The 23,593-nt window shown below is 56.6% G+C and carries 21 protein-coding genes; 12 read left to right on the forward strand and 9 right to left on the reverse strand.

The window, feature by feature from the left end; translation table 11 throughout:
• Positions 1-223: 223 nt before the first annotated feature.
• Positions 224-1,258 (reverse strand): 16S rRNA (guanine(1207)-N(2))-methyltransferase RsmC, encoded by a 1,035-nt coding sequence (gene rsmC / locus QMZ65_RS14215; RefSeq protein WP_097118292.1) that lies wholly within the window; start codon positions 1,256-1,258, stop codon positions 224-226.
• 106 nt (positions 1,259-1,364) lie between these two features.
• Between rsmC and QMZ65_RS14220 the strand changes: the two genes are divergently transcribed.
• The 4 genes from QMZ65_RS14220 to yjjJ all read left to right on the forward strand — a co-directional run bounded on the left by QMZ65_RS14220 (position 1,365) and on the right by yjjJ (position 4,333).
• Positions 1,365-1,775 carry a DNA polymerase III subunit psi gene (locus QMZ65_RS14220; protein ID WP_058959393.1) on the forward strand — a complete coding sequence of 137 codons (411 nt, stop codon included), beginning with the start codon at positions 1,365-1,367 and terminating at the stop codon, positions 1,773-1,775.
• Entirely contained in the window at positions 1,747-2,187 is a 441-nt protein-coding gene (gene rimI / locus QMZ65_RS14225; protein ID WP_097118293.1) for a ribosomal protein S18-alanine N-acetyltransferase, read from the forward strand. The genes QMZ65_RS14220 and rimI overlap by 29 nt, the downstream gene beginning before the upstream one ends.
• A gap of 11 nt (positions 2,188-2,198) precedes the next feature.
• Positions 2,199-2,882, forward strand: coding sequence for a pyrimidine 5'-nucleotidase (yjjG, locus tag QMZ65_RS14230; protein WP_045832842.1), 684 nt, complete (start codon positions 2,199-2,201; stop codon positions 2,880-2,882).
• A 128-nt stretch (positions 2,883-3,010) separates the two neighbouring features.
• On the forward strand, positions 3,011-4,333 hold the full coding sequence (gene yjjJ, locus QMZ65_RS14235; RefSeq protein ID WP_283216210.1) for a type II toxin-antitoxin system HipA family toxin YjjJ: 1,323 nt from the start codon (positions 3,011-3,013) through the stop codon (positions 4,331-4,333).
• Here the strand turns inward: yjjJ and QMZ65_RS14240 are convergent.
• Positions 4,330-5,007 carry a YtjB family periplasmic protein gene (locus tag QMZ65_RS14240; RefSeq protein WP_097118295.1) on the reverse strand — a complete coding sequence of 226 codons (678 nt, stop codon included), beginning with the start codon at positions 5,005-5,007 and terminating at the stop codon, positions 4,330-4,332. The genes yjjJ and QMZ65_RS14240 overlap by 4 nt on opposite strands.
• A gap of 107 nt (positions 5,008-5,114) precedes the next feature.
• On the opposite strand from QMZ65_RS14240, the gene serB reads away from it, so the two are divergent.
• The 3 genes from serB (at position 5,115) to nadR (ending at position 8,891) form a co-directional block, all read left to right on the forward strand.
• Positions 5,115-6,092 (forward strand): phosphoserine phosphatase, encoded by a 978-nt coding sequence (gene serB, locus QMZ65_RS14245; protein ID WP_283216211.1) that lies wholly within the window; start codon positions 5,115-5,117, stop codon positions 6,090-6,092.
• Between the two features lie 13 nt (positions 6,093-6,105).
• Positions 6,106-7,488 (forward strand): DNA repair protein RadA, encoded by a 1,383-nt coding sequence (gene radA, locus QMZ65_RS14250; protein ID WP_160833978.1) that lies wholly within the window; start codon positions 6,106-6,108, stop codon positions 7,486-7,488.
• A 176-nt stretch (positions 7,489-7,664) separates the two neighbouring features.
• Positions 7,665-8,891, forward strand: coding sequence for a multifunctional transcriptional regulator/nicotinamide-nucleotide adenylyltransferase/ribosylnicotinamide kinase NadR (nadR, locus tag QMZ65_RS14255; protein WP_034826244.1), 1,227 nt, complete (start codon positions 7,665-7,667; stop codon positions 8,889-8,891).
• A gap of 52 nt (positions 8,892-8,943) precedes the next feature.
• On the opposite strand, the gene ettA is transcribed toward nadR, so the two are convergent.
• A complete protein-coding gene (ettA, locus tag QMZ65_RS14260) occupies positions 8,944-10,611 on the reverse strand; it encodes an energy-dependent translational throttle protein EttA (RefSeq protein WP_072017012.1) in 1,668 nt (555 codons plus the stop codon).
• Positions 10,612-10,796: 185 nt separating this feature from the next.
• Here ettA and QMZ65_RS14265 point away from each other — a divergent pair, with 185 nt between their 5' ends.
• The gene (locus tag QMZ65_RS14265; RefSeq protein ID WP_166935901.1) at positions 10,797-11,744 is read left to right on the forward strand and encodes a 2-hydroxyacid dehydrogenase; all 948 of its coding nucleotides are present in this window, start codon (positions 10,797-10,799) and stop codon (positions 11,742-11,744) included.
• A 2-nt stretch (positions 11,745-11,746) separates the two neighbouring features.
• Here QMZ65_RS14265 and deoR read toward each other — a convergent pair whose 3' ends face one another.
• Positions 11,747-12,511 (reverse strand): DNA-binding transcriptional repressor DeoR, encoded by a 765-nt coding sequence (gene deoR / locus QMZ65_RS14270; RefSeq protein ID WP_097118406.1) that lies wholly within the window; start codon positions 12,509-12,511, stop codon positions 11,747-11,749.
• 361 nt (positions 12,512-12,872) lie between these two features.
• Between deoR and rbsK the strand changes: the two genes are divergently transcribed.
• The 4 genes from rbsK (at position 12,873) to QMZ65_RS14290 (ending at position 17,877) form a co-directional block, all read left to right on the forward strand.
• The gene (gene rbsK / locus QMZ65_RS14275) at positions 12,873-13,790 is read left to right on the forward strand and encodes a ribokinase (protein WP_097118297.1); all 918 of its coding nucleotides are present in this window, start codon (positions 12,873-12,875) and stop codon (positions 13,788-13,790) included.
• Positions 13,791-13,799: 9 nt separating this feature from the next.
• Positions 13,800-15,125, forward strand: a complete 1,326-nt coding sequence (gene fucP, locus QMZ65_RS14280) for an L-fucose:H+ symporter permease (RefSeq protein WP_160833980.1) — start codon at positions 13,800-13,802, stop codon at positions 15,123-15,125.
• The gene (locus tag QMZ65_RS14285) at positions 15,122-16,135 is read left to right on the forward strand and encodes an aldose 1-epimerase family protein (protein WP_283216212.1); all 1,014 of its coding nucleotides are present in this window, start codon (positions 15,122-15,124) and stop codon (positions 16,133-16,135) included. Before fucP ends, QMZ65_RS14285 begins: the two co-directional genes overlap by 4 nt.
• 164 nt (positions 16,136-16,299) lie before the next feature.
• Entirely contained in the window at positions 16,300-17,877 is a 1,578-nt protein-coding gene (locus tag QMZ65_RS14290; protein ID WP_283216213.1) for a methyl-accepting chemotaxis protein, read from the forward strand.
• 92 nt (positions 17,878-17,969) lie between these two features.
• Here QMZ65_RS14290 and urtE read toward each other — a convergent pair whose 3' ends face one another.
• The 5 genes from urtE to urtA all read right to left on the reverse strand — a co-directional run bounded on the left by urtE (position 17,970) and on the right by urtA (position 23,581).
• Positions 17,970-18,668: an urea ABC transporter ATP-binding subunit UrtE gene (urtE, locus tag QMZ65_RS14295; protein WP_097118302.1), complete on the reverse strand. Its 699-nt coding sequence runs from the start codon at positions 18,666-18,668 to the stop codon at positions 17,970-17,972.
• Between the two features lies 1 nt (position 18,669).
• Entirely contained in the window at positions 18,670-19,461 is a 792-nt protein-coding gene (urtD, locus tag QMZ65_RS14300; RefSeq protein ID WP_283216214.1) for an urea ABC transporter ATP-binding protein UrtD, read from the reverse strand.
• A complete protein-coding gene (gene urtC / locus QMZ65_RS14305) occupies positions 19,454-20,530 on the reverse strand; it encodes an urea ABC transporter permease subunit UrtC (protein ID WP_211729161.1) in 1,077 nt (358 codons plus the stop codon). Before urtC ends, urtD begins: the two co-directional genes overlap by 8 nt.
• Positions 20,530-22,095 (reverse strand): urea ABC transporter permease subunit UrtB, encoded by a 1,566-nt coding sequence (gene urtB, locus QMZ65_RS14310; protein ID WP_283216215.1) that lies wholly within the window; start codon positions 22,093-22,095, stop codon positions 20,530-20,532. The genes urtC and urtB overlap by 1 nt, the downstream gene beginning before the upstream one ends.
• Positions 22,096-22,312: 217 nt before the next feature.
• Positions 22,313-23,581, reverse strand: coding sequence for an urea ABC transporter substrate-binding protein (gene urtA / locus QMZ65_RS14315; RefSeq protein WP_097118305.1), 1,269 nt, complete (start codon positions 23,579-23,581; stop codon positions 22,313-22,315).
• Positions 23,582-23,593 lie beyond the last annotated feature (12 nt).

Here is a 23,593-nt window from a genome sequence, read left to right on the forward strand (position 1 = left end):
CGAAGGGAGGGACTTGAACCCTCACGTCCGTAAGGACACTAACACCTGAAGCTAGCGCGTCTACCAATTCCGCCACCGTCGCGTACCCTGCAACACTCTAAAGTATTGCTAACCACGGAGGCGCATTCTAGAGATTTTACTCTTTGCGTCAATACATATTTCACGACGATGAAACGATTGCTGCAAAAAACAACATTTTCACCGTCGGGAAGCGCAAAATGGGTTATTTACGCGCTTTGGCGCCGCGTCCGTAGACGGCACGGTAGACTTTAAAGCGTCCGGTCTGCGCCAGCACTTCGTGGTTACCGAAGGTCTCATCCAGAATCTGCGGATAGGGTAGGAAGGCGTTAGCCACAATACGCAGTTCACCGCCGCTGTTCAGATGCTTCAAGGCACCACGAATCAGCGTGTTGGCCGCATCGAGGCTGGTTTGCAGGCCGTCATGGAACGGTGGATTAGAGATGATCATATCGAAACGGCCTGTGACATCCGAGAAGACGTTACTGGCGAACACTTCCCCTTCCAGTTCGTTGGCGGCCAGCGTCAGCTTACTGGCTTCAATCGCTGCGGCATGCACATCACAGAGCCACAACCGCACGCGCGGGGAGATTTGTGCCATCACGGTGGCCAGCACGCCGCTGCCGCAGCCGATATCCAGCACTTTGCCACGGAAGTGCGGCTCCAGCGTGGAGAGCAGCAGATCGCTACCGATATCCAGACCATCGCGGCTGAATACACCCGGCAGCGTGTGGATGGTGAGGTGCTCGATCATGTAACTATTGCCGTAGCTGCTGGCATCAAAGGTTGGCTGTGTATCCAGACGACCATGATAGAGACCGCAACGACGTGCACTGTCGACTTTTTCCAGTTTCGTCCAGTCTTCCAGCATGCCTTCTGCACTGCGCACGCCGCTGCGGTTTTCACCGACCACAAAGATATCGCAGCCGACCGGCATCAGCGACAGCAGGTTTTGCAGCTGGAACTGCGCTTCTGGCTTGTTCTTCGTCCAGAAATAAACCAACGTATCGCAGCCTTCAACATCGGCGGCAGTGGCCACCATGCTGTAAACCGCACGTTCACCGAGGCGACGGCTCAGGTTCTGCCAGTGATGGTACTGCTGGGTGTGCACGCGCGTTGATGCGGTTTCCAGCTGGGCGGGCAGGTCATCCTGCAGGTCGCCAGCAAACAAAACATGGCGGGCGGTAAATTCATCACTGTGGCGCAGAATGACTTCGCTGGCCGGGGTAAAAGCAGACATGGAACGCTCCTGTTAAATCAGAGCGGGGATTATAGTGCTTTGTTGGCGCATGTTCGATGGGTTTGCTAGCATAGCGTCGCATTCTGGCAGCATAACGGGTAATAGCATGAGCACAAGGCGCGACTGGCTTCTACAGCAAATGGGGATTACGCAGTATCAATTGCGGCGTCCGCGCGTGCTGCAGGGCGAAATTGCCGTGACGCTGGCCCCGGACACCCGCCTGGTGATGGTGGCTGAACATGCCCCCGCGCTGCAGGAACCCTTAATTCGCGATGTCCTGCATGCCCTGAATATTCAGCCTTCGCAGGTGATGACGCTGACGCCGGAACAGCTGCCGATGCTGCCTGAGCAGGTGGATTGTGCCGGTTGGTTGCTGGGCGTCGAGAGTGAATACACCTTTAACGGCATCACCTTTTCCACCGCCGTTTTCAACGAATTAATCAGCAGTGGTGCGGCAAAACGCGCCCTGTGGCAACAGATGTGTAACCATGACAGCCATCTCTTTAGTCACCCCTGAAGACCAGCCGCAGCTGCTGGCCATTGAACGTCGCAGCCACGCTTTTCCGTGGAGCGAGCAGACGTTTGCCAGTAATCAGGGCGAACGTTTTGTGAATTATCGTCTGGAAGCCGAAGGTAAACTGGCAGGGTTCGCCATTACGCAAGTGGTGCTGGATGAAGCCTCGCTGTTCAACATTGCGGTCGATCCCGATTTTCAGCGCCGTGGTTATGCGCGCCAGCTGCTGCAACATTTGATTGCTGAGCTGGAAAAGCGCGATGTCATGACGCTGTGGCTAGAGGTGCGAGCCTCGAATCACCCGGCGATTGCGCTGTATGAGCAACTGGATTTCCATCAGGTCAGCGTACGCCCCAATTACTATCCCACCGCCAACGGTCGTGAAGATGCCATTATCATGGCGCTCACTCTCTAAAAAGGGACACTATGTTAAACGACTGGGACTGCATCCTGTTTGATGCGGATGACACACTTTTTCATTTTGACGCTTACGCCGGTTTACAGCGCATGTTTGCCAGCTATGACGTGCACTTCAGCGATCAGGATTACGCCGATTATCAGGCGATCAACAAACCGCTGTGGGTCGATTATCAAAACGGCACCATTTCAGCCTTGCAGCTGCAAACACGTCGTTTCACCCTGTGGGGTGAGAAACTCAGCGTCGCGCCTGAAGTGCTGAACAGTGATTTCCTCAGTGCGATGGCAGATATTTGCCTGCCTCTCGACGGTGCTGCTGAGTTGCTCAATGCGCTGAAGGGAAAGGTGAAGATCGCCATCATTACCAACGGCTTCACCGCTTTGCAGCAAGCACGTCTGGAACGTACCGGATTCCGCGAGTTCTTTGATGAGCTGGTGATTTCTGAGCAGGTCGGCGTACCGAAACCGGATGTGGCGATTTTCGACCACACGCTGGCGTTGCTTGGCAACCCGGATCGCAGCCGGGTGTTGATGGTCGGTGATACACCTGAGTCTGACATTCTGGGTGGGATGAATGCCGGGCTAAAAACCTGCTGGATCGATCACGGCACACGCCCGTTGCCGGAACATATCAAACCGACCTGGCAGGTGAAGACCCTGGCTGAGCTGCAGGCGTTGCTGACACAACGCTAAAAGTATCTATTCACCGTTAATGTTGTGATGATTCGAAGAAGCCCGCTGTGCGGGCTTATTTTATGATAAAATCTATGCATAAATCTATTCACAAATCTATTCATCAGACGCTGATAGGGTGAACGACAATGGCCGATCTGCAAAGTTTGCTGCTAGCGGGGCCGCTCAGTGCAGCCGATTTACTGCAACGCTCTGGCATTAGTCAGGCGACGTTGTCGCGGCAATTACGACAACAGCCCCAAATCGTGAAATGGGGCAAAGCCCGCGCGACGCGTTATGCCTTGCTCCGTCCGATTCGCGGCGAAAGCCGCTTCCCACTGTATCGCATTTCTGCACAAGGCCAGGCGCAGCCCGCGAGTGCTTTGTTACCCACCTGGCCGCAGGGCAGTTGCCTGCATCAGGATGAGCAGGGCCGAGGCCACTTTTTCGAAGGGTTGCCGTGGTTTTTACAGGATATGCGCCCGCAGGGCTTTATCGGTCGTCAGTGGGGTAGAGAGAATGCCCACCCATTAGGATTGAATGATGACATTCGCCTGTGGAGTGATGATCAGTGCTTAATGGCGTTGGCAAGCGGTGGTGTCGATATGCCGGGCGCGTTCATCATCGGTGAACGCACCTATCAGCGTTGGTTAGAGCAGGAAGCACCGCACGCCATCAGCGAAAAAGAGAAAACGTTAACGTATCCGCAGCGAGCACATCATGCGCTGAGTGGGGATGAGCCCGGGTCATCAGCGGGGGGCGAGCAACCTAAATTCCTCTGTTATGCCGCGACAGACAATGGCGATCGTCACTGTCTGGTGAAATTCACTGTGGCGCGCCACAGTGATAATGCGCAGCGCTGGCGCGATTTGCTACGTGCGGAACATCTGGCATTAAAGCATTTGCATGCTACAGGCGTGGCCGCGGCGCAGAGCCAGTTGATTGAAGGTGCAGAGCAGTTATTTCTCGAAGTGCAGCGTTTTGATCGCATCGGTGAGCGTGGTCGACGTGAGATGAGTTCACTTGAGGCCGTCAGCGCAGAGTTTGTTGGTCATCAACAACACTGGCCTGCCGCGCTGCGTGAACTGCACCATCAGCAGCGCATTGATGATGTCACCCTACAGCGTGGCACCTTGCAATGGGCATTTGGTCGCCTGATTGGTAACAGTGATATGCACGCAGGGAATTTGTCTTTCTTCACCGACCAGGAAAAATTCAGTCTGACGCCAGCCTACGACATGCTGCCTATGGCACTGGCACCGAACGCGCAGGGGCATATGCGTGATGAACTGTCATTAACGCTGGATTTTTCATTACCAGGTGAGGTGTGGCGTGCTGCCAGCACTATGGCGAAAACCTACTGGCAGGCGATTGCGGATGACGAAACGTTCAGCGCCAACTTCCAGCGTATCGCCACGCAAGCATGGCAGCAGTTGGATACGCTGGATGAGACCATCCGCAAAATGGCTTAAAGGCTTTTTTCATTTTCTGAGTTAGTGGCCGCTTCTTCTTCCTCTCGTTCCTTATCCTCTTTTACCGCGCGGCTGGCGGTGAGCAGGAACGGTGATTGCTGCCAGCGGGTACGGCGGTCGCGCAGCAGGGTGCGTGTCAGGATGATGCCAATCGCCAGCGCCAGCAGCATCATCAACCGCAAAATGTTGGTGGTGTTGTCCACCTGGCGTGATTCGGTGACCAGCACGTGGGTATCCAGCGTCACGCGCAGGAATCCCTGTGGCCCCTCTTTGCCTTCCAGCGGCTGCACGATTTGATGGTTGAAGTAGCTGCCGGCACGTTTACCATCCAGCGCCAGACGATCGCGCACGTTAATGCTTTCGCCGCTGTGCGCCACCAGGCTGCCGTCGTCGGCATACACCGAGGCATCCAGAATGCGGCTGTTATCGGTCATCTGATTAAGGATGGCTTCGATTTGCGTACGGTTGTCGTCGCTGTTGTCCATCAGCGGTTTGAGGCTAAATGCCACCTGGCGCGTCAGCGTATGCGCGAGTTCTTCCACCTGCTCAGAGCGTGCCATTTGGTGGCCGAGACTGAACCAGGATGCCCCTTGCATCAGCACCACTAACAGGGCCAGCGAGATAAGAACAATCACCGTGCGATGCAGGCGAAATTTCAGTGCGGTTTTAACCATCAGAAACCCGTGTGACGTAACAGCAGAAAGGCTGGCAATTATGTTGCCAGAACCCGCGCAGACAAGGTAGCCTCTTGCGTGGTTTTGTTGTCCCTACAGGAGCTGTAATGCCAAATCGTCTTACCTGGTGCGATCTGCCCGCCGATGTTTCACTCTGGCCGGGTCTACCCCTTTCTCTCAGCGGTGATGAAGTGATGCCGCTGGATTACCGTGCCGGTCGGACTGGCTGGTTGCTGTATGGGCGCGGACTCGATAAACAAAAACTGACCGATTATCAGCATCTGCTGGGTGCGGCGATGGTGATCGTCAGTGCCTGGAATGTCGATGAGTATCATGTGGTTCGTCTGGCCGGTTCGCTGACGCCCCGTGCGACCAAACTGGCGCACGATGTGGGATTTGATGTGGCGCCGCTTGGCAAGATCCCGCATCTGAAAACCCCAGGATTGCTGGTGATGGATATGGATTCCACCGCGATTCAGATCGAATGCATCGATGAGATCGCCAAACTGGCGGGCTGCGGCGAGCAGGTGTCAGAAGTCACCGAACGCGCGATGCGCGGTGAGCTGGACTTCAAAGCCAGCCTGCGTGAGCGCGTGGCAAAACTGGCGGGCGCTGATGCCAACATCCTTAAGCAGGTACGCGATACGCTGCCACTGATGCCAGGCCTGACCACGCTGGTGCATAAACTGCAGGCGCTGGGCTGGCAGGTGGCGATTGCCTCCGGCGGCTTCACTTACTACGCCGACCATTTGCGTCAGACATTGCATCTGGCTGCGGCCGTCGCCAATGAGCTGGAAATGCGCGATGGTAAGCTGACGGGCGAAGTGCTGGGGCAGATTGTGGATGCCCAATTTAAAGCCGATACCCTGAAGAATCTCGCTGAACGTCATGAAATCGCGCCAGAACAAACGGTTGCGATTGGCGATGGCGCCAACGATCTGCCGATGATTAAGGCGGCGGGATTGGGTATTGCTTACCATGCTAAACCGAAAGTGAATGAGCAGGCGTCGATCATTATCCGCCATGCCGATCTGATGGGTGTGTTCTGCATTCTGACCGGCAGCCTGATTCACGAAGAGCGTTAACTGAGGATTTGATTTGGCCAAAGCGGCAAAACGCGCCTTCGTTTGTAACGAGTGTGGCGCAGATTATCCACGCTGGCAGGGGCAATGCAGCGCCTGCAACGCGTGGAACACCATCACCGAGGTGCGTATTGCCGCCTCGCCTACGGCAGCGCGTAACGATCGCCTGAGTGGCTATGCCGGCAGCGCGGGGCCCAGTCGGGTGCAGAAGCTGTCCGAAATCAGCCTCGAAGCCGTGCCGCGTTTCTCCACCAGCTTCAAAGAGTTTGATCGCGTGTTGGGGGGCGGCGTAGTGCCAGGCAGTGCGATTTTGATCGGAGGTAATCCGGGAGCCGGTAAATCGACGCTGCTGTTGCAGGTGATGTGCAAGCTGTCCGAAGGGATGAAAACCCTGTACGTCACTGGCGAAGAGTCACTGCAACAGGTCGCGATGCGCGCCCATCGTCTGGGATTGCCCACTGAAAACCTGAATATGTTGTCGGAAACCAGCATCGAGCAGATCTGTCTGATCGCCGAGCAGGAGCAGCCGAAACTGATGGTTATCGACTCCATCCAGGTGATGCACATGGCGGATATCCAGTCTTCGCCCGGGAGCGTAGCGCAGGTGCGTGAAACTGCCGCTTACCTGACGCGCTTCGCTAAAACACGCGGCGTGGCGATTGTGATGGTCGGCCACGTGACCAAAGATGGCTCGCTGGCCGGGCCAAAAGTGCTGGAGCACTGCATCGACTGTTCAGTGATGCTGGATGGCGATGCCGATTCCCGTTTCCGCACGCTGCGCAGTCATAAAAACCGCTTCGGTGCGGTGAACGAATTGGGCGTGTTCGCCATGACCGAGCAGGGCATGCGTGAAATCAGCAATCCATCCGCCATTTTCCTGTCACGTGGAGATGAAGTCACCTCTGGCAGTTCGGTTATGGTGGTGTGGGAAGGTTCGCGTCCGCTGCTGGTGGAGATTCAGGCGCTGGTGGATCACTCGATGATGGGCAACCCGCGTCGCGTCGCTGTTGGCCTGGAGCAAAACCGTCTGGCGATTTTGCTGGCAGTGCTGCATCGACATGGTGGTTTGCAGATGGCGGATCAGGATGTGTTCGTCAACGTGGTCGGCGGTGTGAAAGTCACCGAAACCAGTGCTGATCTTGCGCTGCTGCTGGCAATGGTATCAAGCTTGCGCGATCGTCCGCTGCCGCAGGATCTGGTGATCTTCGGCGAAGTGGGGCTGGCGGGGGAGATACGTCCGGTGCCAAGTGGTCAGGAGCGCATATCCGAAGCGGCCAAGCACGGTTTCAAACGTGCGATTGTGCCGGCGGGCAATGCACCGAAGAAAGCGATTGAAGGCATGAAGGTGTATAGCGCGAAGAAGCTGGCGGATGCGCTGGCGATATTAGACGAGCTGTAATTTCGCCGGGCGGCATACCTGCCGCCCCTGCCTTTTACCGTCACTGTAGCGTGCGCATTCATGCGCATCTTGATAAACGTACCGCACAGACTTTTCCCTCTCACGTAAACGGGAGAGGGCCGGGGTGGGGGCCAGCGCATACCCCATCCCATTCTTTCCCATGCAGGAGGCACCAAATGTCATCGTTCGACTACCTGAAAACCGCCATACGCCAGCAGGGCCATACGCTGCAGCAGGTTGCAGATGCCAGCGGGATGACCAAAGGCTACTTGAGCCAGTTGCTGAATGCCAAAATCAAAAGCCCGAGCGCGCAAAAGCTGGAAGCACTGCACCGTTTTCTCGGGCTGGAATTCCCCCGTCGTGACAAAACCGTTGGCGTGGTGTTCGGTAAGTTCTACCCACTGCACACCGGCCACATCTATCTGATCCAGCGCGCCTGCAGCCAGGTGGATGAGCTACACATCATCATGGGCCATGACGATCCGCGCGATCGTGAGCTGTTTGAAAACAGTGCCATGTCACAGCAGCCGACCGTCAGCGATCGTCTGCGTTGGTTGTTACAGACCTTCAAGTACCAGAAGAACATCCGCATCCACTCGTTTGATGAAGAGGGGATCGAACCTTATCCACACGGCTGGGATGTGTGGAGCGAAGGGGTAAAGAAATTCCTCTCCGAGCAGGGCATTGAGCCGGATTGCATTTACACCAGTGAAGAGCCGGATGCGGCGATGTATCAACAGCATCTCGGTATTTCGACGGTGGTGATCGATCCCAATCGATCCTTTATGAACATCAGCGGTGGGCAGATTCGCCAGGACCCGTTCCGCTACTGGGAATACATTCCTACCGAAGTGAAGCCGTTCTTTGTGCGTACCGTGGCGATCCTTGGCGGGGAATCCAGCGGCAAATCGACGCTGGTCAACAAGCTGGCAAATATCTTCAATACCACCAGCGCGTGGGAATATGGCCGCGATTATGTGTTCTCGCACCTCGGTGGCGATGAGATGGCGCTGCAGTATTCAGACTACGACAAGATTGCCTTAGGGCAGGCGCAGTACATTGATTTCGCGGTGAAATACGCCAGCAAAGTGGCGTTTATCGATACCGATTTTGTCACCACGCAGGCGTTTTGCCTCAAGTATGAAGGGCGCGAGCATCCTTTCGTGCAGGCGCTGATCGATGAGTACCGTTTCGATCTGGTGATCTTGCTGGAGAACAATGTGCCGTGGGTGGCTGACGGTTTGCGCAGCCTGGGCAGCTCAATGGATCGTCGCGAGTTTCAGTCGATGCTGGTGACCATGTTGCGTGAAAACAATATCGACTTCGTCCATGTCAAAGAGGATGACTACGACACGCGCTTCCTGCGCTGCGTTGAACTGGTGAAGCAGATGCTGGGGGCCTAACCCTCCAGCAATAAAAAAGGCGCCAATCGGCGCCTTTTTCACATCATAACAATTACTTCGCCATACGCTTGTACTTGATACGTTTCGGCTCCAGCGCGTCAGCGCCGAGGGTGCGTTTCTTGTACTCTTCGTACTCGGTAAAGTTACCTTCGAAGAACTCCACCTTACCTTCATCCTGATAATCGATGATGTGGGTGGCGATACGGTCGAGGAACCAACGGTCATGCGAGATCACCATGGCACAGCCTGGGAACTCCAGCAGGGCGTTTTCCAGCGCGCGCAGGGTTTCGATGTCCAGGTCGTTGGTCGGTTCATCGAGCAGCAACAGGTTGCCGCCAACCTGCAGCAGTTTCGCGAGGTGCAGACGACCACGCTCACCACCGGACAGTTCGCCAACGCGTTTGCCCTGATCGGTGCCTTTGAAGTTGAAGCGGCCGACATAGGCACGGCTTGGCATCTCAACGTTGCCGACGCGCATAATGTCCTGACCACCTGACACTTCTTCAAACACGGTTTTCGAATTGTCCATCGCGTCACGGAACTGGTCCACAGAGGCCAGCTTGACGGTTTCGCCCAGCTCGATGGTGCCGGAATCCGGCTGTTCCTGACCTGACATCATGCGGAACAGAGTCGATTTACCCGCGCCGTTCGGACCGATGATGCCAACAATCGCGCCTTTCGGCACCGAGAAGGTCAGATCGTCGATCAGTACGCGATCGCCATACGATTTGCTCAGGTTGGTCACTTCCAGCACTTTGTCGCCGAGGCGCGCACCTGGTGGAATGAACAATTCGTTGGTTTCGTTACGTTTCTGGTATTCGGTGTTGTTCAGCTCTTCGAAACGCGCCAGACGGGCTTTGCCCTTAGACTGACGGCCTTTCGCGCCCTGACGTACCCACTCCAGCTCTTTTTCAATTGACTTACGACGCGCCGCTTCAGAAGAAGCTTCCTGCGCCAGACGCTGATCTTTCTGCTCCAGCCAGGAAGAGTAGTTACCTTCCCACGGAATACCTTCACCGCGGTCCAGCTCCAGAATCCAGCCTGCAACGTTATCGAGGAAGTAACGGTCGTGCGTGATCGCCACCACGGTGCCTTCAAAGTCGTGCAGGAAACGTTCCAGCCAGGCCACGGATTCTGCATCCAGGTGGTTGGTCGGTTCGTCGAGCAGCAGCATGTCTGGCTTTTCCAGCAGCAGGCGGCACAGCGCGACGCGGCGGCGCTCACCACCGGACAGGTTGCCAATTTTGGCATCCCAGTCTGGCAGACGCATCGCATCAGCAGCACGGTTCAGCTGGGTGTCGAGGTTATGGCCATCGTGCGCCTGAATCACTTCTTCCAGACGACCTTGTTCGGCAGCCAGTTTATCGAAATCGGCATCAGGATCGGCATACAGTGCGTACACTTCGTCGAGACGCTTCAGCGCACCAACCACTTCAGAAACCGCCTCTTCCACAGATTCACGCACGGTGTGCTCTGGATTGAGTTTGGGTTCCTGCGGCAGATAGCCGACTTTAATGCCCGGTTGTGGGCGTGCTTCCCCTTCGATATCGGTATCAATACCGGCCATGATGCGCAGCAGGGTGGATTTACCCGCGCCGTTCAGGCCGAGTACACCGATTTTGGCGCCAGGGAAGAAGCTAAGAGAGATGTTCTTCAGAATGTGACGCTTCGGCGGAACCACTTTGCCGACGCGATGCATGCTATAGACGAATTGAGCCACGTTGTAATGAGCCTCTGGTCTGTGAATGGTGGAACCTCAGATGCTGAAGTTTAGCCGTTTTCACCAGGCAATCACAGCCGCATGGCGTTGAATCTTCTGGAGTGGGGTTGAACAGGGGATAACTGATTGATTCTCACTCAACAGTCGCTATGCTGCTTTTTTGCCTGGAAAACGGAGGGGGTTCGATGAAAGTGCTGATTGCTGCAGATGAACATGCCTGGGGCGGTTTAATTCCGGCCATTCGTCAGACGTTACCGGATATGGAGTTTATTGCCTCGGCGGGCCATGCGGCGGAGAGTCTGGCCGGTTTTGATGCGCTAATTCCTGGTATGTGCCGGGTGGATGCCCGACTGATCGCCACGGCCGATCGCCTGAAGCTGGTGCAGCAGGCGGGTGTCGGGCTGGAAGGTGTCGATCTTGAAGCGGCCAAAAAGGCCGGCATTATGGTGGCGAATGTTCCCTCCGACCATTCCGGTAATGCCGATTCGGTGGCGGAATTGGGGATCTGGATGATGATTGGCCTGGCACGTCGCCAGCATGAGATCGCCGATTGCCTGGCGCAGCAGAGACTGGGTCAACCCATTGGCTTAGGCCTGATGGGCAAAACCGTGGGACTGGTGGGGCTGGGCGGCATCGGCAAAGCTTTGGCGAAGCGACTTGCTCCGTTTGGTATGCGCATGATCGGGGTAAAACGTGAAGCGGATGAAGCTTTTGCGCGTCAACATCAACTCGACTGGGTCGGCAATATGGCGCAGTTGCCGGAACTGTTGCAGCAAGCCGATTTTGTCGTGCTCAGTCTGCCTGACAATGCGGCGACGCATAACATCATTAATGCCGATGCGTTGGCGCAGATGAAACCAGACAGCTTCCTGATCAACCTGGGACGCGGTGGACTGATCGAGAAACAGGCCTTTCTGGCAGCGCTGGAGACAAAAAAATTGGCTGGAGCCGGGCTGGATGTGTTCTGGCAGGAACCACCCGATCCACAAGATCCGGTGTTCCGCTATAACGTGATCGCAACGCCGCACATTGGCGGCGTCACCGATGTCTCAATGAAGGGAATTATCAAAGGGATCTGCGATAACTTGCGCCGTCTGCGCGACGGCGACGCGGTGATCGATCGCAAGGCATAATTTTAAGGCAGGCGCAGCGGGATGTTCTGTTGCGCCAGCCAGCTCTTCAGCGCCGGTTCTGGCGCGCTGTCACTCACCAGTAAATCAAAATGGCGTAGCTCGCCAATACGCGCGGGCAGCACTTTGCCAAATTTGCTGCTGTCCGCCACTAACACGCGCGTGCGCGAACGCAGCATGGCGTGATGTTTCATCGCTAGCTCATTGATGTTATAGCAGGTTGCGCCCTGTTCCGGATCGATCCCCGCGGCTGAGATAAAGGCCAGCGTCGGGCAGAGATCGTCGAGGATCGAGTGCGCGCCAATCGGTGTAAACAGCGCGTTATCGGCATGAAACTCGCCGCCACTCAATATCACATTACAGGCGGGTTTCTCTTTCAGCGCGAGGAAGGTGTTCATGGCGCAGCAAATCGCGGTGAACGCCAGCGTGTCCGGAATTGCATCCACGATATAAGGCAGGGTGGTGCCACAGTCGAAAAACACCGTGTCATTTTCGCTGATCAAACTGGCTGCGGCCTGCGCCAGGCGCTGTTTGCGTGCAGCGTTTTGCCCGTGCTGGTCGGAGACGAAATAGTGCCCGGCATGGCTTTTCGGATCGCTGACAATGTAGCCCCCGAGCAGGACCACCGTCGAAGCTGGCTCAGTCAGATCGCGACGAATAGTCATCTCTGAGACGCCCAACAGTTGCGCCGCATCTTTCAGGTGCAGCTTATCGGTGCGCTTCAGTGCTTGCGCCAGCTTGTGAATACGTTCTTCGCGCCGGGTTTCCATGAGCATCTCTGTGTTATGGCTATCCTGAGGGGAAAAGTTTTACCCGTCGGCGCGAGAGAAGCGCCACCGACAAACCAAGGTAAATCTCTCATATTTTAATGATTTGCGACTTATCTAGCCGGCAGTTTTTCAATCTTACCTGTAATGAAATCGCCCCGCAAACTTCCCACACCCCGCTGAAAGCGTCAACGGCGCTGATGTTGTTTTGTTAAAATAATAACATTGTTGCGGGCCTTTCTGTCAGAAAGATCGTTTTCATACGCTGCTCAGGATGTGAATTTTGTCACACAGATCACTTTGTATACCTGCTAGTGTGATTTAAATAACATTTAAATGCTAAAAATTCACCGGGGAGTAAACAATGGATATCGCGGTTATTGGGTCAAATATGGTGGACCTCATTACCTACACCAATCAGATGCCGAAAGCGGGCGAAACGCTGGAAGCGCCTGATTTCGCCATCGGCTGTGGTGGCAAAGGCGCAAATCAGGCGGTGGCCGCGGCGAAAATGGGCGGCAGCGTGATGATGGTGAGCAAAGTGGGTGACGATCTGTTTGCGCCGAACACCGTGGCGAACCTGAAACAACAGGGCGTCGATACCCAATTTGTCACCACCGCGCCGGGCACTTCCAGCGGCGTAGCGCCGATCTTTGTTGATGATCAATCGCAGAACCGCATTCTGATCATCAAAGGCGCCAACCAGCAGCTCAAACCGGCCGATATTGATGCGGCGGCCGAGGGGCTGAAAGCGTGCCAACTGATTATCCTGCAACTCGAAATCCCGCTGGAAACCGTTTATTACGCGATTGATTTTGCCCGTCAGCACGACATCAAAGTGATCCTCAACCCGGCGCCGGCAGTGGCGAATCTCGATATCAATTACGCCTGCAAGTGCGACTTTTTTATGCCTAACGAAACCGAACTGGAGATCCTCACCGGCATGCCGGTCGGAACCGATAATGAGGTGATCCGTGCAGGCCAGACGCTGCTCAAGCGCGGCCTCAAAAACCTGATTATCACCCTGGGTGCGCGCGGTTCACTGTGGATGGCAGGCGACACGCTGCATCAGGTCGCGCCAACGTCAGTGAAGGCGGTGGACACCAGCGGTGCCGGTGATGCCTTTATCGGCTGCTTTGCGCACACGCTGGTGAAGACCGGCGATATTCCCACGGCGATGGCGCAAGCCTCGGCCTATGCCGCCTGCAGCGTCACTGGACGCGGCACGCAACGTTCCTACCCGGACGCGGAAACCTTCCAGCGTTTTCTCAACCTAAACTGAGGTCGAGTCATGCAACAGAACATTGTTCAGCAATCTGACGGCTATCTGAATAAGACGCCACTGTTTCAGTTCATTTTGCTCTCGTGCCTGTTCCCATTGTGGGGTTGTGCCGCGAGCTTAAACGATATCCTGATTACGCAATTCAAAAGCGTATTTGCGCTGAGCGATTTTGCCAGTGCGCTGGTGCAGAGTGCCTTTTACGGTGGCTACTTCCTGATCGCGATTCCCGCCTCGCTGGTGATCCGCAAAGCCACTTACAAGCTGGCGATATTGATGGGATTGGTGCTGTATATCGTCGGTTGCGTGCTGTTCTATCCGGCGTCACATATGGCGACTTACACCATGTTCCTCGCGGCGATCTTCGCCATCGCCATTGGTTTAAGCTTTCTCGAAACCGCTGCGAATACCTATAGCTCGATGATAGGCCATCGCGATCACGCCACGCTGCGTCTTAACATCAGCCAGACGTTCTATCCGATTGGCGCGCTGATGGGCATCGTGCTGGGTAAATATCTGGTGTTCCAGGACGGCGAAAGTCTGCATACGCAGATGGCGGGCATGAATGCCGAGCAGGCACATGCCTTCCGCCTGAGCATGCTGGAACACACGCTGGAGCCGTATAAATATCTGGTGATGGTGTTAGTGGTGGTGATGCTGCTGTTTCTGTTTACCCGTTATCCGCGCTGCAAACCGGCGTCGAGTGAGAAGTCACTGCCGTCGCTGGGCGAAACCTTCCGCTATCTGGCCGGTAATCGCCACTTTAAACGCGGCATCGTGGCGCAGTTCCTGTATGTCGGCATGCAGGTAGCGGTGTGGTCCTTCACCATCCGTCTGGCGTTGACGTTGGGTGCGACAAACGAACGCCACGCGTCTAACTTTATGATTTACAGCTTTATCTGCTTCTTTATCGGTAAGTTTGTCGCCAACTTCCTGATGACACGGTTCCGTGCGGAAAAAGTGCTGATTGCCTACTCGGTACTCGGCGTGATCACCCTCGCGTGGGTGATGTTTGTGCCAAACTTTACCGCTGTTTACGCGGCAGTGTTTGTCAGTGTGCTGTTTGGACCCTGCTGGGCGACGATTTACGCGGGCACGCTGGCCACGGTGGATAACAAGTACACCGAAGTGGCAGGCGCGTTTATTGTCATGTCGATTGTCGGCGCGGCGTTTATCCCGGCTATACAGGGATTCGCCTCTGATCATCTCGGATCGATGCAACTGGCGTTTGGCGTGTCTCTGTTGTGCTTTGCGTGGGTGGGTTTCTATTTCTGGGGCGAACTGCGCCATAAAAATCAGGCGATGCAGGCAGGTCGTCTGGTTGAGGAGATGCCATGAAAACCCGATTACCGCTGAAACGTGAACAGTTTCATGAAACGCCCAGCACGCTGTTGCACAATGACTATTTCCACGTCGAGTTGTTTCGCTATCCGGCGGGTGTCGAAGCGGTGCGTATCAGCAACCAGCGTGGCACGGTGATCGTGCTGCCGTTTTACGGTCAAATGGTGTGGGACGCCACCTTCGATGGTCATTCCCTCACCATGGGGCACAGCTTTAAACAGCCGCTGCTGGGCAGTTCGATTATCGATACTTACGGCTGTTTTGCCTTCCACTCTGGATTGCTGGCGAACGGCTGTCCTGCGCCCGATGACGAACATCCGCTGCACGGTGAAATGGCCTGCGCACGTATGGACAGCGCGTGGATGGTGCTGGAGCAAGATCGCGTTTCTCTGGAAGGGGAAACCGAATATGTGAAAGGTTTTGGTCATCACTATCTGGCTTCTCCAGCGGTGCGGTTGCACGCTAACGCGCCGCGCTTGCAGATTGAGATGAACGTCACCAATCTGGCGGGCGCGCCGATGCCGCTGCAGTACATGTGCCATCTGAACAGCGCCTGGCTGGCCAATGGTCGCTTTAAGCAGTCGATCCCGCAGGATGCTTTCAAGCTGCGCACCTCGATCCCGGCGCACGTGAAACCGACGCCGCAGTGGACCGCCTATACCGATCAGCTGGCGCGCGATCCGCAGGCATTGCAGCAGTTGGATCAGCCGGAGATGTGCGATCCGGAGATCGTGTTCTTTGCCGACGATCTGGCGCAGTACGGCCATGAGGTGCAGTTCGAACTGCATGCGCCGGAAGGCTATGCCTTGATGACGCGTTTCGATAGCCGTCAGTTCCCCCACGCCACGCGCTGGCTGCTGCACAATCACGATCAGCAGGTGGCGGCTTACGTGCTGCCTTCCACCTGTCGGCCGGAGGGATTTAACGCGGCGCAGCGCGCTGGCACCCTAATTGAGCTGGCACCCGGCGAGAAGCGACATTTCAGCGTCGAGACCGGCATTCTGTAATCACTGGCGGCCCTTGCGCCGCCTCAATTTTTACCGCTTCGCTATTCACGAAACTGTCACGCAATATCCTTGCCAATCCTATAAAGCCAACTGCCCTGTTGGACGATAACGCCTGTGACATTCGTCACATTGGTTCTCCTCGCTCTTTACCAGGGTTCAGATTTATGAAGCTCAATCAGTTTAAAATTGGCCAGCGGCTGGGTTTTCTCGCCACGCTGCTGTTGCTCGCCACATTGTTGATGGGACTGCACGGACTGCAAGTCAATATGCAGGCGCTGGAAAACAATCAGGACGTGATGGCACGTGAAGTCCTGATTGCCGACAGCATCGACACCGCGCGCAGTGCGCAGGTGCAGTTCAAGATACAGGTACAGGAGTGGAAAAATACCCTGTTGCGCGGCACCCAAGGGCAGGAGACCTTCGATAAGTACAAAAAGGCGTTTTTGAAAGAGAGCCAGCAGACGCAGGCGCTGCTCAGCGAGTTGAGTCAGATCCAAACCGCGCTGGGCTTACCTGTCGCGCCGGTTGAACAGGCGCGCGCGGTGCATGCCGGGCTGGAGAGCAAATATCTGGCGGCACTGGAAAACTACAGCATCAGCGATATTAACAGTGCGGCGCGCGTTGACCATCTGGTCACCGGTATCGACCGCGCACCGACACAGCAAATCGACGATCTGGTGGCTGCCACGCTGAAACGCGCGCAGCAGATGCATCAGGAGATAGAAGCCAACAACCTCGCCCATTACCAGAAAACCCGCATGCTGCTGCTGATCGCGATGGGCTGTATCTTGCTGGTTGGTGTGTGCATTACGGCCTGGCTGGTGCAGAGCATCACGCGTCCGCTGAAGCAGGCAATTAACGTCGCGAAGACCGTGGCGGCAGGTGATCTGCGAGCCCGGATTGCGGTCTCAGGACGTGATGAAACCGCACAGCTGATGGCGGCGCTGCGTGATATGAACCATAACCTGACGCGTATTGTGACCGGCGTGCGTTCGGGGACTGAGGCAATAGCCGATACCACCGATCAGGTCGCACACGGCAGCCGCGAGTTGTCGGCGCGCAACGAAGCGCAGGCCAGTGCGTTGGAAGAGACCGCAGCTTCAATGGAGCAGCTGACTTCCGTGGTGAAAAACAATGCCGAGAACGCACGCCATGCCAGCGATATCGCGCGTGATACCCGCCAGCGCGCCGGCGAGGTGGTGGAAAAAGTGGTGGTGGCAATGGGCGAGATCCACCAGTTCTCGCGTGAGATCAACGAGATCGTGACGGTGATTGATGGCATCGCGTTCCAGACCAATATTCTGGCACTCAATGCCGCAGTCGAAGCGGCACGCGCTGGGAATGATGGGCGTGGCTTTGCGGTGGCAGCGTCGGAAGTGCGTGCGCTGGCACAGCGTTCGGCTTCGGCGGCACGCAACATCCGTGGCTTAACCGATCGTTCGGTGAGTTTGATTGCACAGGGCAACACGCTGGTGAAAGGCGCGGGCTCGTCGATGCAGGAGATCGTCGAGAGCGTGAAGCAGCTGTGCGAGCTGATGGAGAACATCTCATCCGCTAGCGCGGAGCAGAGCGTGGGTATTGAGCAGGTGAACCTGGCGGTGACGCATATGGATGCCGCCACCCAGCAGAACGCCACGCTGTCGCAGCAGTCCGCCCAATCGGCACGCGCGCTGAATCAGCAGGTCGGCTCGCTGGTGGAGAATATCAGCGTATTTCAGTTGGAGTCGAAGCCGGCTCAGTAACGTCGCGCAACAAACTACGCCGTTACACCGATAGGTATTGAGTCGTAGGGCGCCATCAATGGCGCCCTTTTCGTGCACTCTACAGTTAAAAGTTAAATCGCCACCAACCCGCGCACGCCTTCTGCTTCCATATTGGAACCCGCGCCACGTTGTACGATCTCTCCACGCGACATCACCAGATACTGATCGGCCAGCTCGGCGGCGAAATCGTAAAACTGCTCAACCAGCAGGATCGCCATATCACCGCGCTGGGCTAACTGGCGGATCACTGCACCGATCTCTTTGATCACTGATGGCTGGATTCCTTCGGTGGGCTCATCCAGGATCAACAGCTGTGGCTTGCAAGCCAGCGCCCGACCGATCGCCAGCTGCTGCTGTTGCCCGCCGGAGAGATCGCCGCCGCGTCGGGCTTTCATCTCGCGCAGCACCGGGAACAACTCGTAAATCTCCTCGGGCACGGATTTGGCCTGCGACCCCGGGAAGCGCGCCAGCCCCATCAGCAGATTCTCTTCCACCGTCAGGCGCGGAAAGATTTCACGGCCCTGCGGCACATAGGCAATGCCCGCCTGTACACGCTGGTGCGGCTTACGACTGTTTATCACCTTATCCTGCCAGCGAATCTCACCGGATTTCGCCGGAATCAGCCCCATCAGACATTTCAGCAGCGTGGTTTTACCCACGCCGTTGCGGCCCAGCAGGCAGGTAATTTCGCCCGGTTTCGTCTCAAACGAAAGACCGCGCAGAATATGGCTGCCGCCATAATATTGATTCAGTTCGGATACTTGCAGCATCTTAGCGCCCCAGATAAACGTCGATGACCCGATCGTTCGCCTGCACTTCGCGTAACGATCCCTCTGCCAGCACCTGGCCCTGATGCAGTACCGTGACATGATCGGCAATCGTCTCGACAAAACCCATGTCGTGTTCCACCACCATCAGCGAATGCTTGCCTGCCAGACTGCGGAACAGCTCGGCGGTGTACTCGGTTTCCGCGTCGGTCATACCTGCCGCGGGTTCGTCGAGCAGTAGCAGATGCGGGTCCTGCACTAACAACATGCCGATTTCAAGAAACTGCTTCTGACCGTGCGACAACAAGCCCGCTTTGCGCTGGCGCTCACCGCTCAGCCGCAGCAGTTTTAGCAACTCATCGATGCGATCCTGCTGTTCGCCGTTAAGCCGTGCACGCAAACTAGCCCACACCGACTTATCGTTTTTCAGCGCGATTTCCAGATTTTCGAATACGGTGAGCGCTTCAAAAACCGTGGGTTTCTGGAACTTGCGGCCAATGCCGGCCCGGGCGATCTCCACCGACGACATGCGGGTGAGATCGGTATCCTGGTCATAGATCACCTGCCCGTTATCGGGACGCGTTTTGCCGGTGATCACGTCCATCAGCGTGGTTTTGCCCGCGCCGTTGGGGCCGATCACACAGCGCAGTTCACCGACGCCGATCTTCAGCGACAGATCGGTGAGCGCGCGGAAGCCATCAAATGAGACGTTGATCTTCTCCAGTTGCAGCACAGGATCGCTCTGATCGCGATGGCGATCGGCGGGATGGGGTTGGGTAAACAGTTGCTCAGTCATCACGCCTCCGGCGCAGCAGGCCAATCACACCACGCGGCAGGAACAGCGTGACGAGGATAAATATCAGGCCGAGGAAGAACAGCCAATATTCCGGGAAGGCGACGGTGAACCAGCTTTTGGCCCCGTTCACAATCGCGGCCCCTAACAGCGGGCCAATTAAGGTGCCGCGCCCGCCGAGTGCCACCCAGATAGCCGCCTCAATCGAGTTGGTCGGCGACATTTCACTGGGATTGATAATGCCGACCTGCGGCACATACAGCGCGCCCGCAAGACCACACAACACCGCCGACAGCGTCCAGACAAACAGCTTGAAGCCTTTAGGGTCGTAACCGACGAACATCAGGCGGTTTTCGGCATCGCGTACCGCCGTCAACACCCGCCCAAACTTACTGCGCGCCAGTGTGAAGCCAATGCCAAGGCTGATTAACAACAGCAGCACGGTGGCGACGAACAATCCAATGCGCGTGCCGGTGGCGGTAACGTTAAAGCCGAGCAGGGTGGTGAAGCCGGTAAAACCGTTGTTACCGCCAAAGCCCGTTTCATTACGGAAGAACAGCAGCATGCCGGCATAGGTCAGCGCCTGCGTCATGATCGAGAAGTAAACGCCTTTGATTTTTGAGCGGAAGGCGAAGTAGCCGAACACCAGCGCCAGCAAACCCGGCACCAGCATGATCAGACACAGCGCCCAGGCAAAATGTTGCGTGCCGGCCCAGAACCACGGCAGCTCATTCCACGACAGGAACGACATAAAGGCCGGTAAGCCCTCGCCCGATGCCTGGCGCATCAGGTACATGCCCATCGCATAGCCGCCTAATGCGAAGAACAGACCGTGTCCAAGAGACAGCAATCCGGCATAGCCCCATACCAGATCCAGCGCTACCGCGACGATGGCGTAGCAGAGGATTTTGCCGATCAAGGTCAGCGTGTAAGTAGAGATCGCCAGCGGATGCGTGGCGGGTAATAGGGCGCAGAACGGCAGCACCAGCAGCAGCAAGGAGATCACGATGCCGAGGCTGATACTGAGGCGCGGCGCTTTGCGCGTCAGCGTTAACGTCAGGGGTTGGCTCATCAGTCTATTACCCTCCCTTTGAAGGCAAACAGGCCCTGTGGACGTTTCTGAATGAACAGTACGATCAGCACGAGGATGAGGATTTTACCCAGCACCGCACCAATCTGCGGTTCCAGCACTTTGTTAAGGATGCCCAGGCCGAAGGCCGCTACCACGGTGCCCGCCAGCTGCCCCACGCCGCCAAGCACCACCACCAGGAAAGAGTCGATGATGTAACCCTGGCCAAGTTCCGGGCCGACGTTGCCGAGCTGCGACAGCGCCACGCCGCCCAGTCCAGCAATGCCAGAGCCCAGACCAAACGCCAGCATATCGATGCGTCCGGTTGGCACGCCGCAGCAATCGGCCATCGCGCGATTTTGCGTCACGGCGCGCACGCTCAGGCCCAGACGCGTTTTATTGAGCAGCAGCCAGGTCAGGCCGAGTACCGCAAACACAAACAGGATCACCGCAATACGGTTGTACGGCAGCACCAGGTTAGGCAACACTTGCCAGCCGCCAGACAGCCAGCCTGGGTTAGCCACTTCCAGGTTCTGTGCGCCAAACAGCATACGCACCAGTTGGATCAGCATCAGACTGATGCCCCAGGTGGCGAGCAGGGTTTCCAGCGGGCGGCCGTATAAATGACGAATGATGGTGCGCTCCAGCAGCATGCCAATGCTCGCGGTGATCAGGAATGCCACAGGCAGCGCCAGCAGCGGATACCACGCCAGCCACTGCGGTGCGAACTGCTGGAACAAGTTTTGTACAAACCAGGTGGCGTACGCACCGAGCATCAGCATCTCACCGTGCGCCATGTTGATCACGCCAAGCAGGCCGTAAGTGATCGCCAGACCCAGCGCGGCTAGCAGCAGGATCGAGCCGAGTGACAGGCCGGTAAACGCCTGACCGAAGAGATCGCCCCACATCAGGCGATGTTTGATTTGTTGCAGGCTCTCCGTGGCCGCGGCGCGCACCTGCGCATCGGGTTCGTTGCTGGCCTGCGTTAAGCGATCGAGGCTGGCCTGCATATTCGGGTCGCTGGACTCACCGAGCAGTGTGACGGCTTTGAGGCGCACGCGGGCATCCGGGCTGGCAAGTTGCAAATTGGCGGCGGCCATGGCGAGCACGGCGTGAACCTGAGTGTCTTTTTCCACGGCGAGACGCTGTTCGATCAGCGGCAACTGATCGGCGGCACCGTCGTTTTGCAACTGTTGGGCGGCACGCAGGCGAATCGCGGGATCCTCGCTCACCAGCTGGTGGGCGGCGAGGGCGCTGGCGATTAACACGCGTAGCCGGTTGTTCATAAACAGCTTTTTGGTCTCACCCGTCGGCTGTTGTGCGCTGTCCAGCGGGATGAGTTTGTCATCCTGCTTGCTGAACGGCTGTTTATTTTGGTCGATGACCATGCTTTCGTTGCGCAGTGCCTGCAGCAGCGGCAAGCGGCTGGCCTGCGGTGCGGCCGCCCACTGTTGCAGCAGGTTGGCCTGATCAGTGCGGCTGGCAGCGGCGAAATCCGCGCCATCGCCCGCCTGGGCGAGCCACGGCAGGAGCAGCAGCAGACAGCAAAGATAACGGCGGATTGTCATGATGATGATCCTGTATGTCGTTGGGCTTGGGGGCGGTTGGTGATCTCACCCTAACCCTCTCCCGTAAGCGAGAGAGGGGACCGATCCAGCAAAGAACGCTGTTAATCACATTCGGCATCCTCTCCCATACTTTGCCAGAGAAGATCCGCAGGCGGCTGATGCCTTTGCCCTGGCTCCATTACAGAGCCAGATCGGGCATCAGCGCGCATTTTGCGTATTACTTCGTCGATTTCACCGGATAATCCGGCTTCTTATCATTACCGGCGATGTACGGGCTCCAGGGCTGAGCGCGGATTGGCTTATCGGTCTGCCACACCACGTTGAACTGACCGTTCTCTTCCACTTCGCCGATCATCACGGGCTTGTGCAGATGGTGGTTGGTTTTATCCATGGTCAGCGTGAAGCCGTCCGGCGCTTTAAAGGTCTGTCCGGCCATCGCCGCACGCACTTTGTCCACATCGGTGGTACCCGCTTTTTCTACCGCCTGCGCCCACATATGGATGCCGACATAAGTCGCTTCCATCGGGTCATTGGTGACCACGGTGCCTGCGTTCGGCAGGTTGTGCGCTTTGGCATAAGCACGGTAATCCGCCACGAATTTCGCGTTAGTTGGGTTATCCACCGATTCGAAGTAGTTCCACGCGGCTAACTGACCGACCAGCGGTTTGGTATCAATGCCGCGCAACTCTTCCTCCCCGACCGAGAAGGCGATCACCGGAATATCCGTGGCTTTAATGCCCTGGTTAGCCAGCTCTTTGTAGAACGGCACGTTGGAGTCACCGTTGATGGTGGAGATCACGGCCGTTTTGCCACCGGCAGAGAACTTCTTGATGTTAGAAACGATGGTCTGATAGTCGCTGTAGCCAAACGGCGTATAGACCTCTTCGATGTCTTTATCCTGAATGCCTTTGGTGTGCAGGAAGGCGCGCAGAATCTTGTTAGTGGTACGCGGGTAGACGTAATCGGTACCCAGCAGGAAGAAGCGTTTGGCGCTGCCGCCGTCTTCGCTCATCAGGTATTCCACCGCCGGAATCGCCTGCTGGTTGGGTGCCGCACCGGTGTAGAACACGTTTGGCGACATCTCTTCGCCTTCGTACTGCACCGGATAGAACAGCAGGCCGTTCAGCTCTTCAAACACCGGCAGCACTGACTTACGTGAGACCGAAGTCCAGCAGCCGAACACCGCCGCGACTTTATCCTGTGTTAACAGCTGACGCGCTTTCTCCGCGAACAGCGGCCAGTTAGACGCCGGATCGACCACCACCGGTTCCAGCTTTTTGCCCAGCACGCCGCCTTTGGCGTTGATTTCATCAATGGTCATCAGGGCCACGTCTTTCAGCGGCGTCTCGGAGATCGCCATGGTGCCGGAAAGCGACGACATGATGCCGACTTTGATGGTATCAGCGGCCTGGGCACCAAAGGTAAAGCCCAAACTGGTCACGGTGGCGGAGAGCGCAAAAGCTTTTAGCAACGAACGTCTTTTCATCGTTAACCCTCT

The sequence above is a fragment of the Pantoea sp. EABMAA-21 genome (genome assembly GCF_030053335.1).
In the GTDB taxonomy this organism is placed as follows: domain Bacteria; phylum Pseudomonadota; class Gammaproteobacteria; order Enterobacterales; family Enterobacteriaceae; genus Pantoea; species Pantoea communis.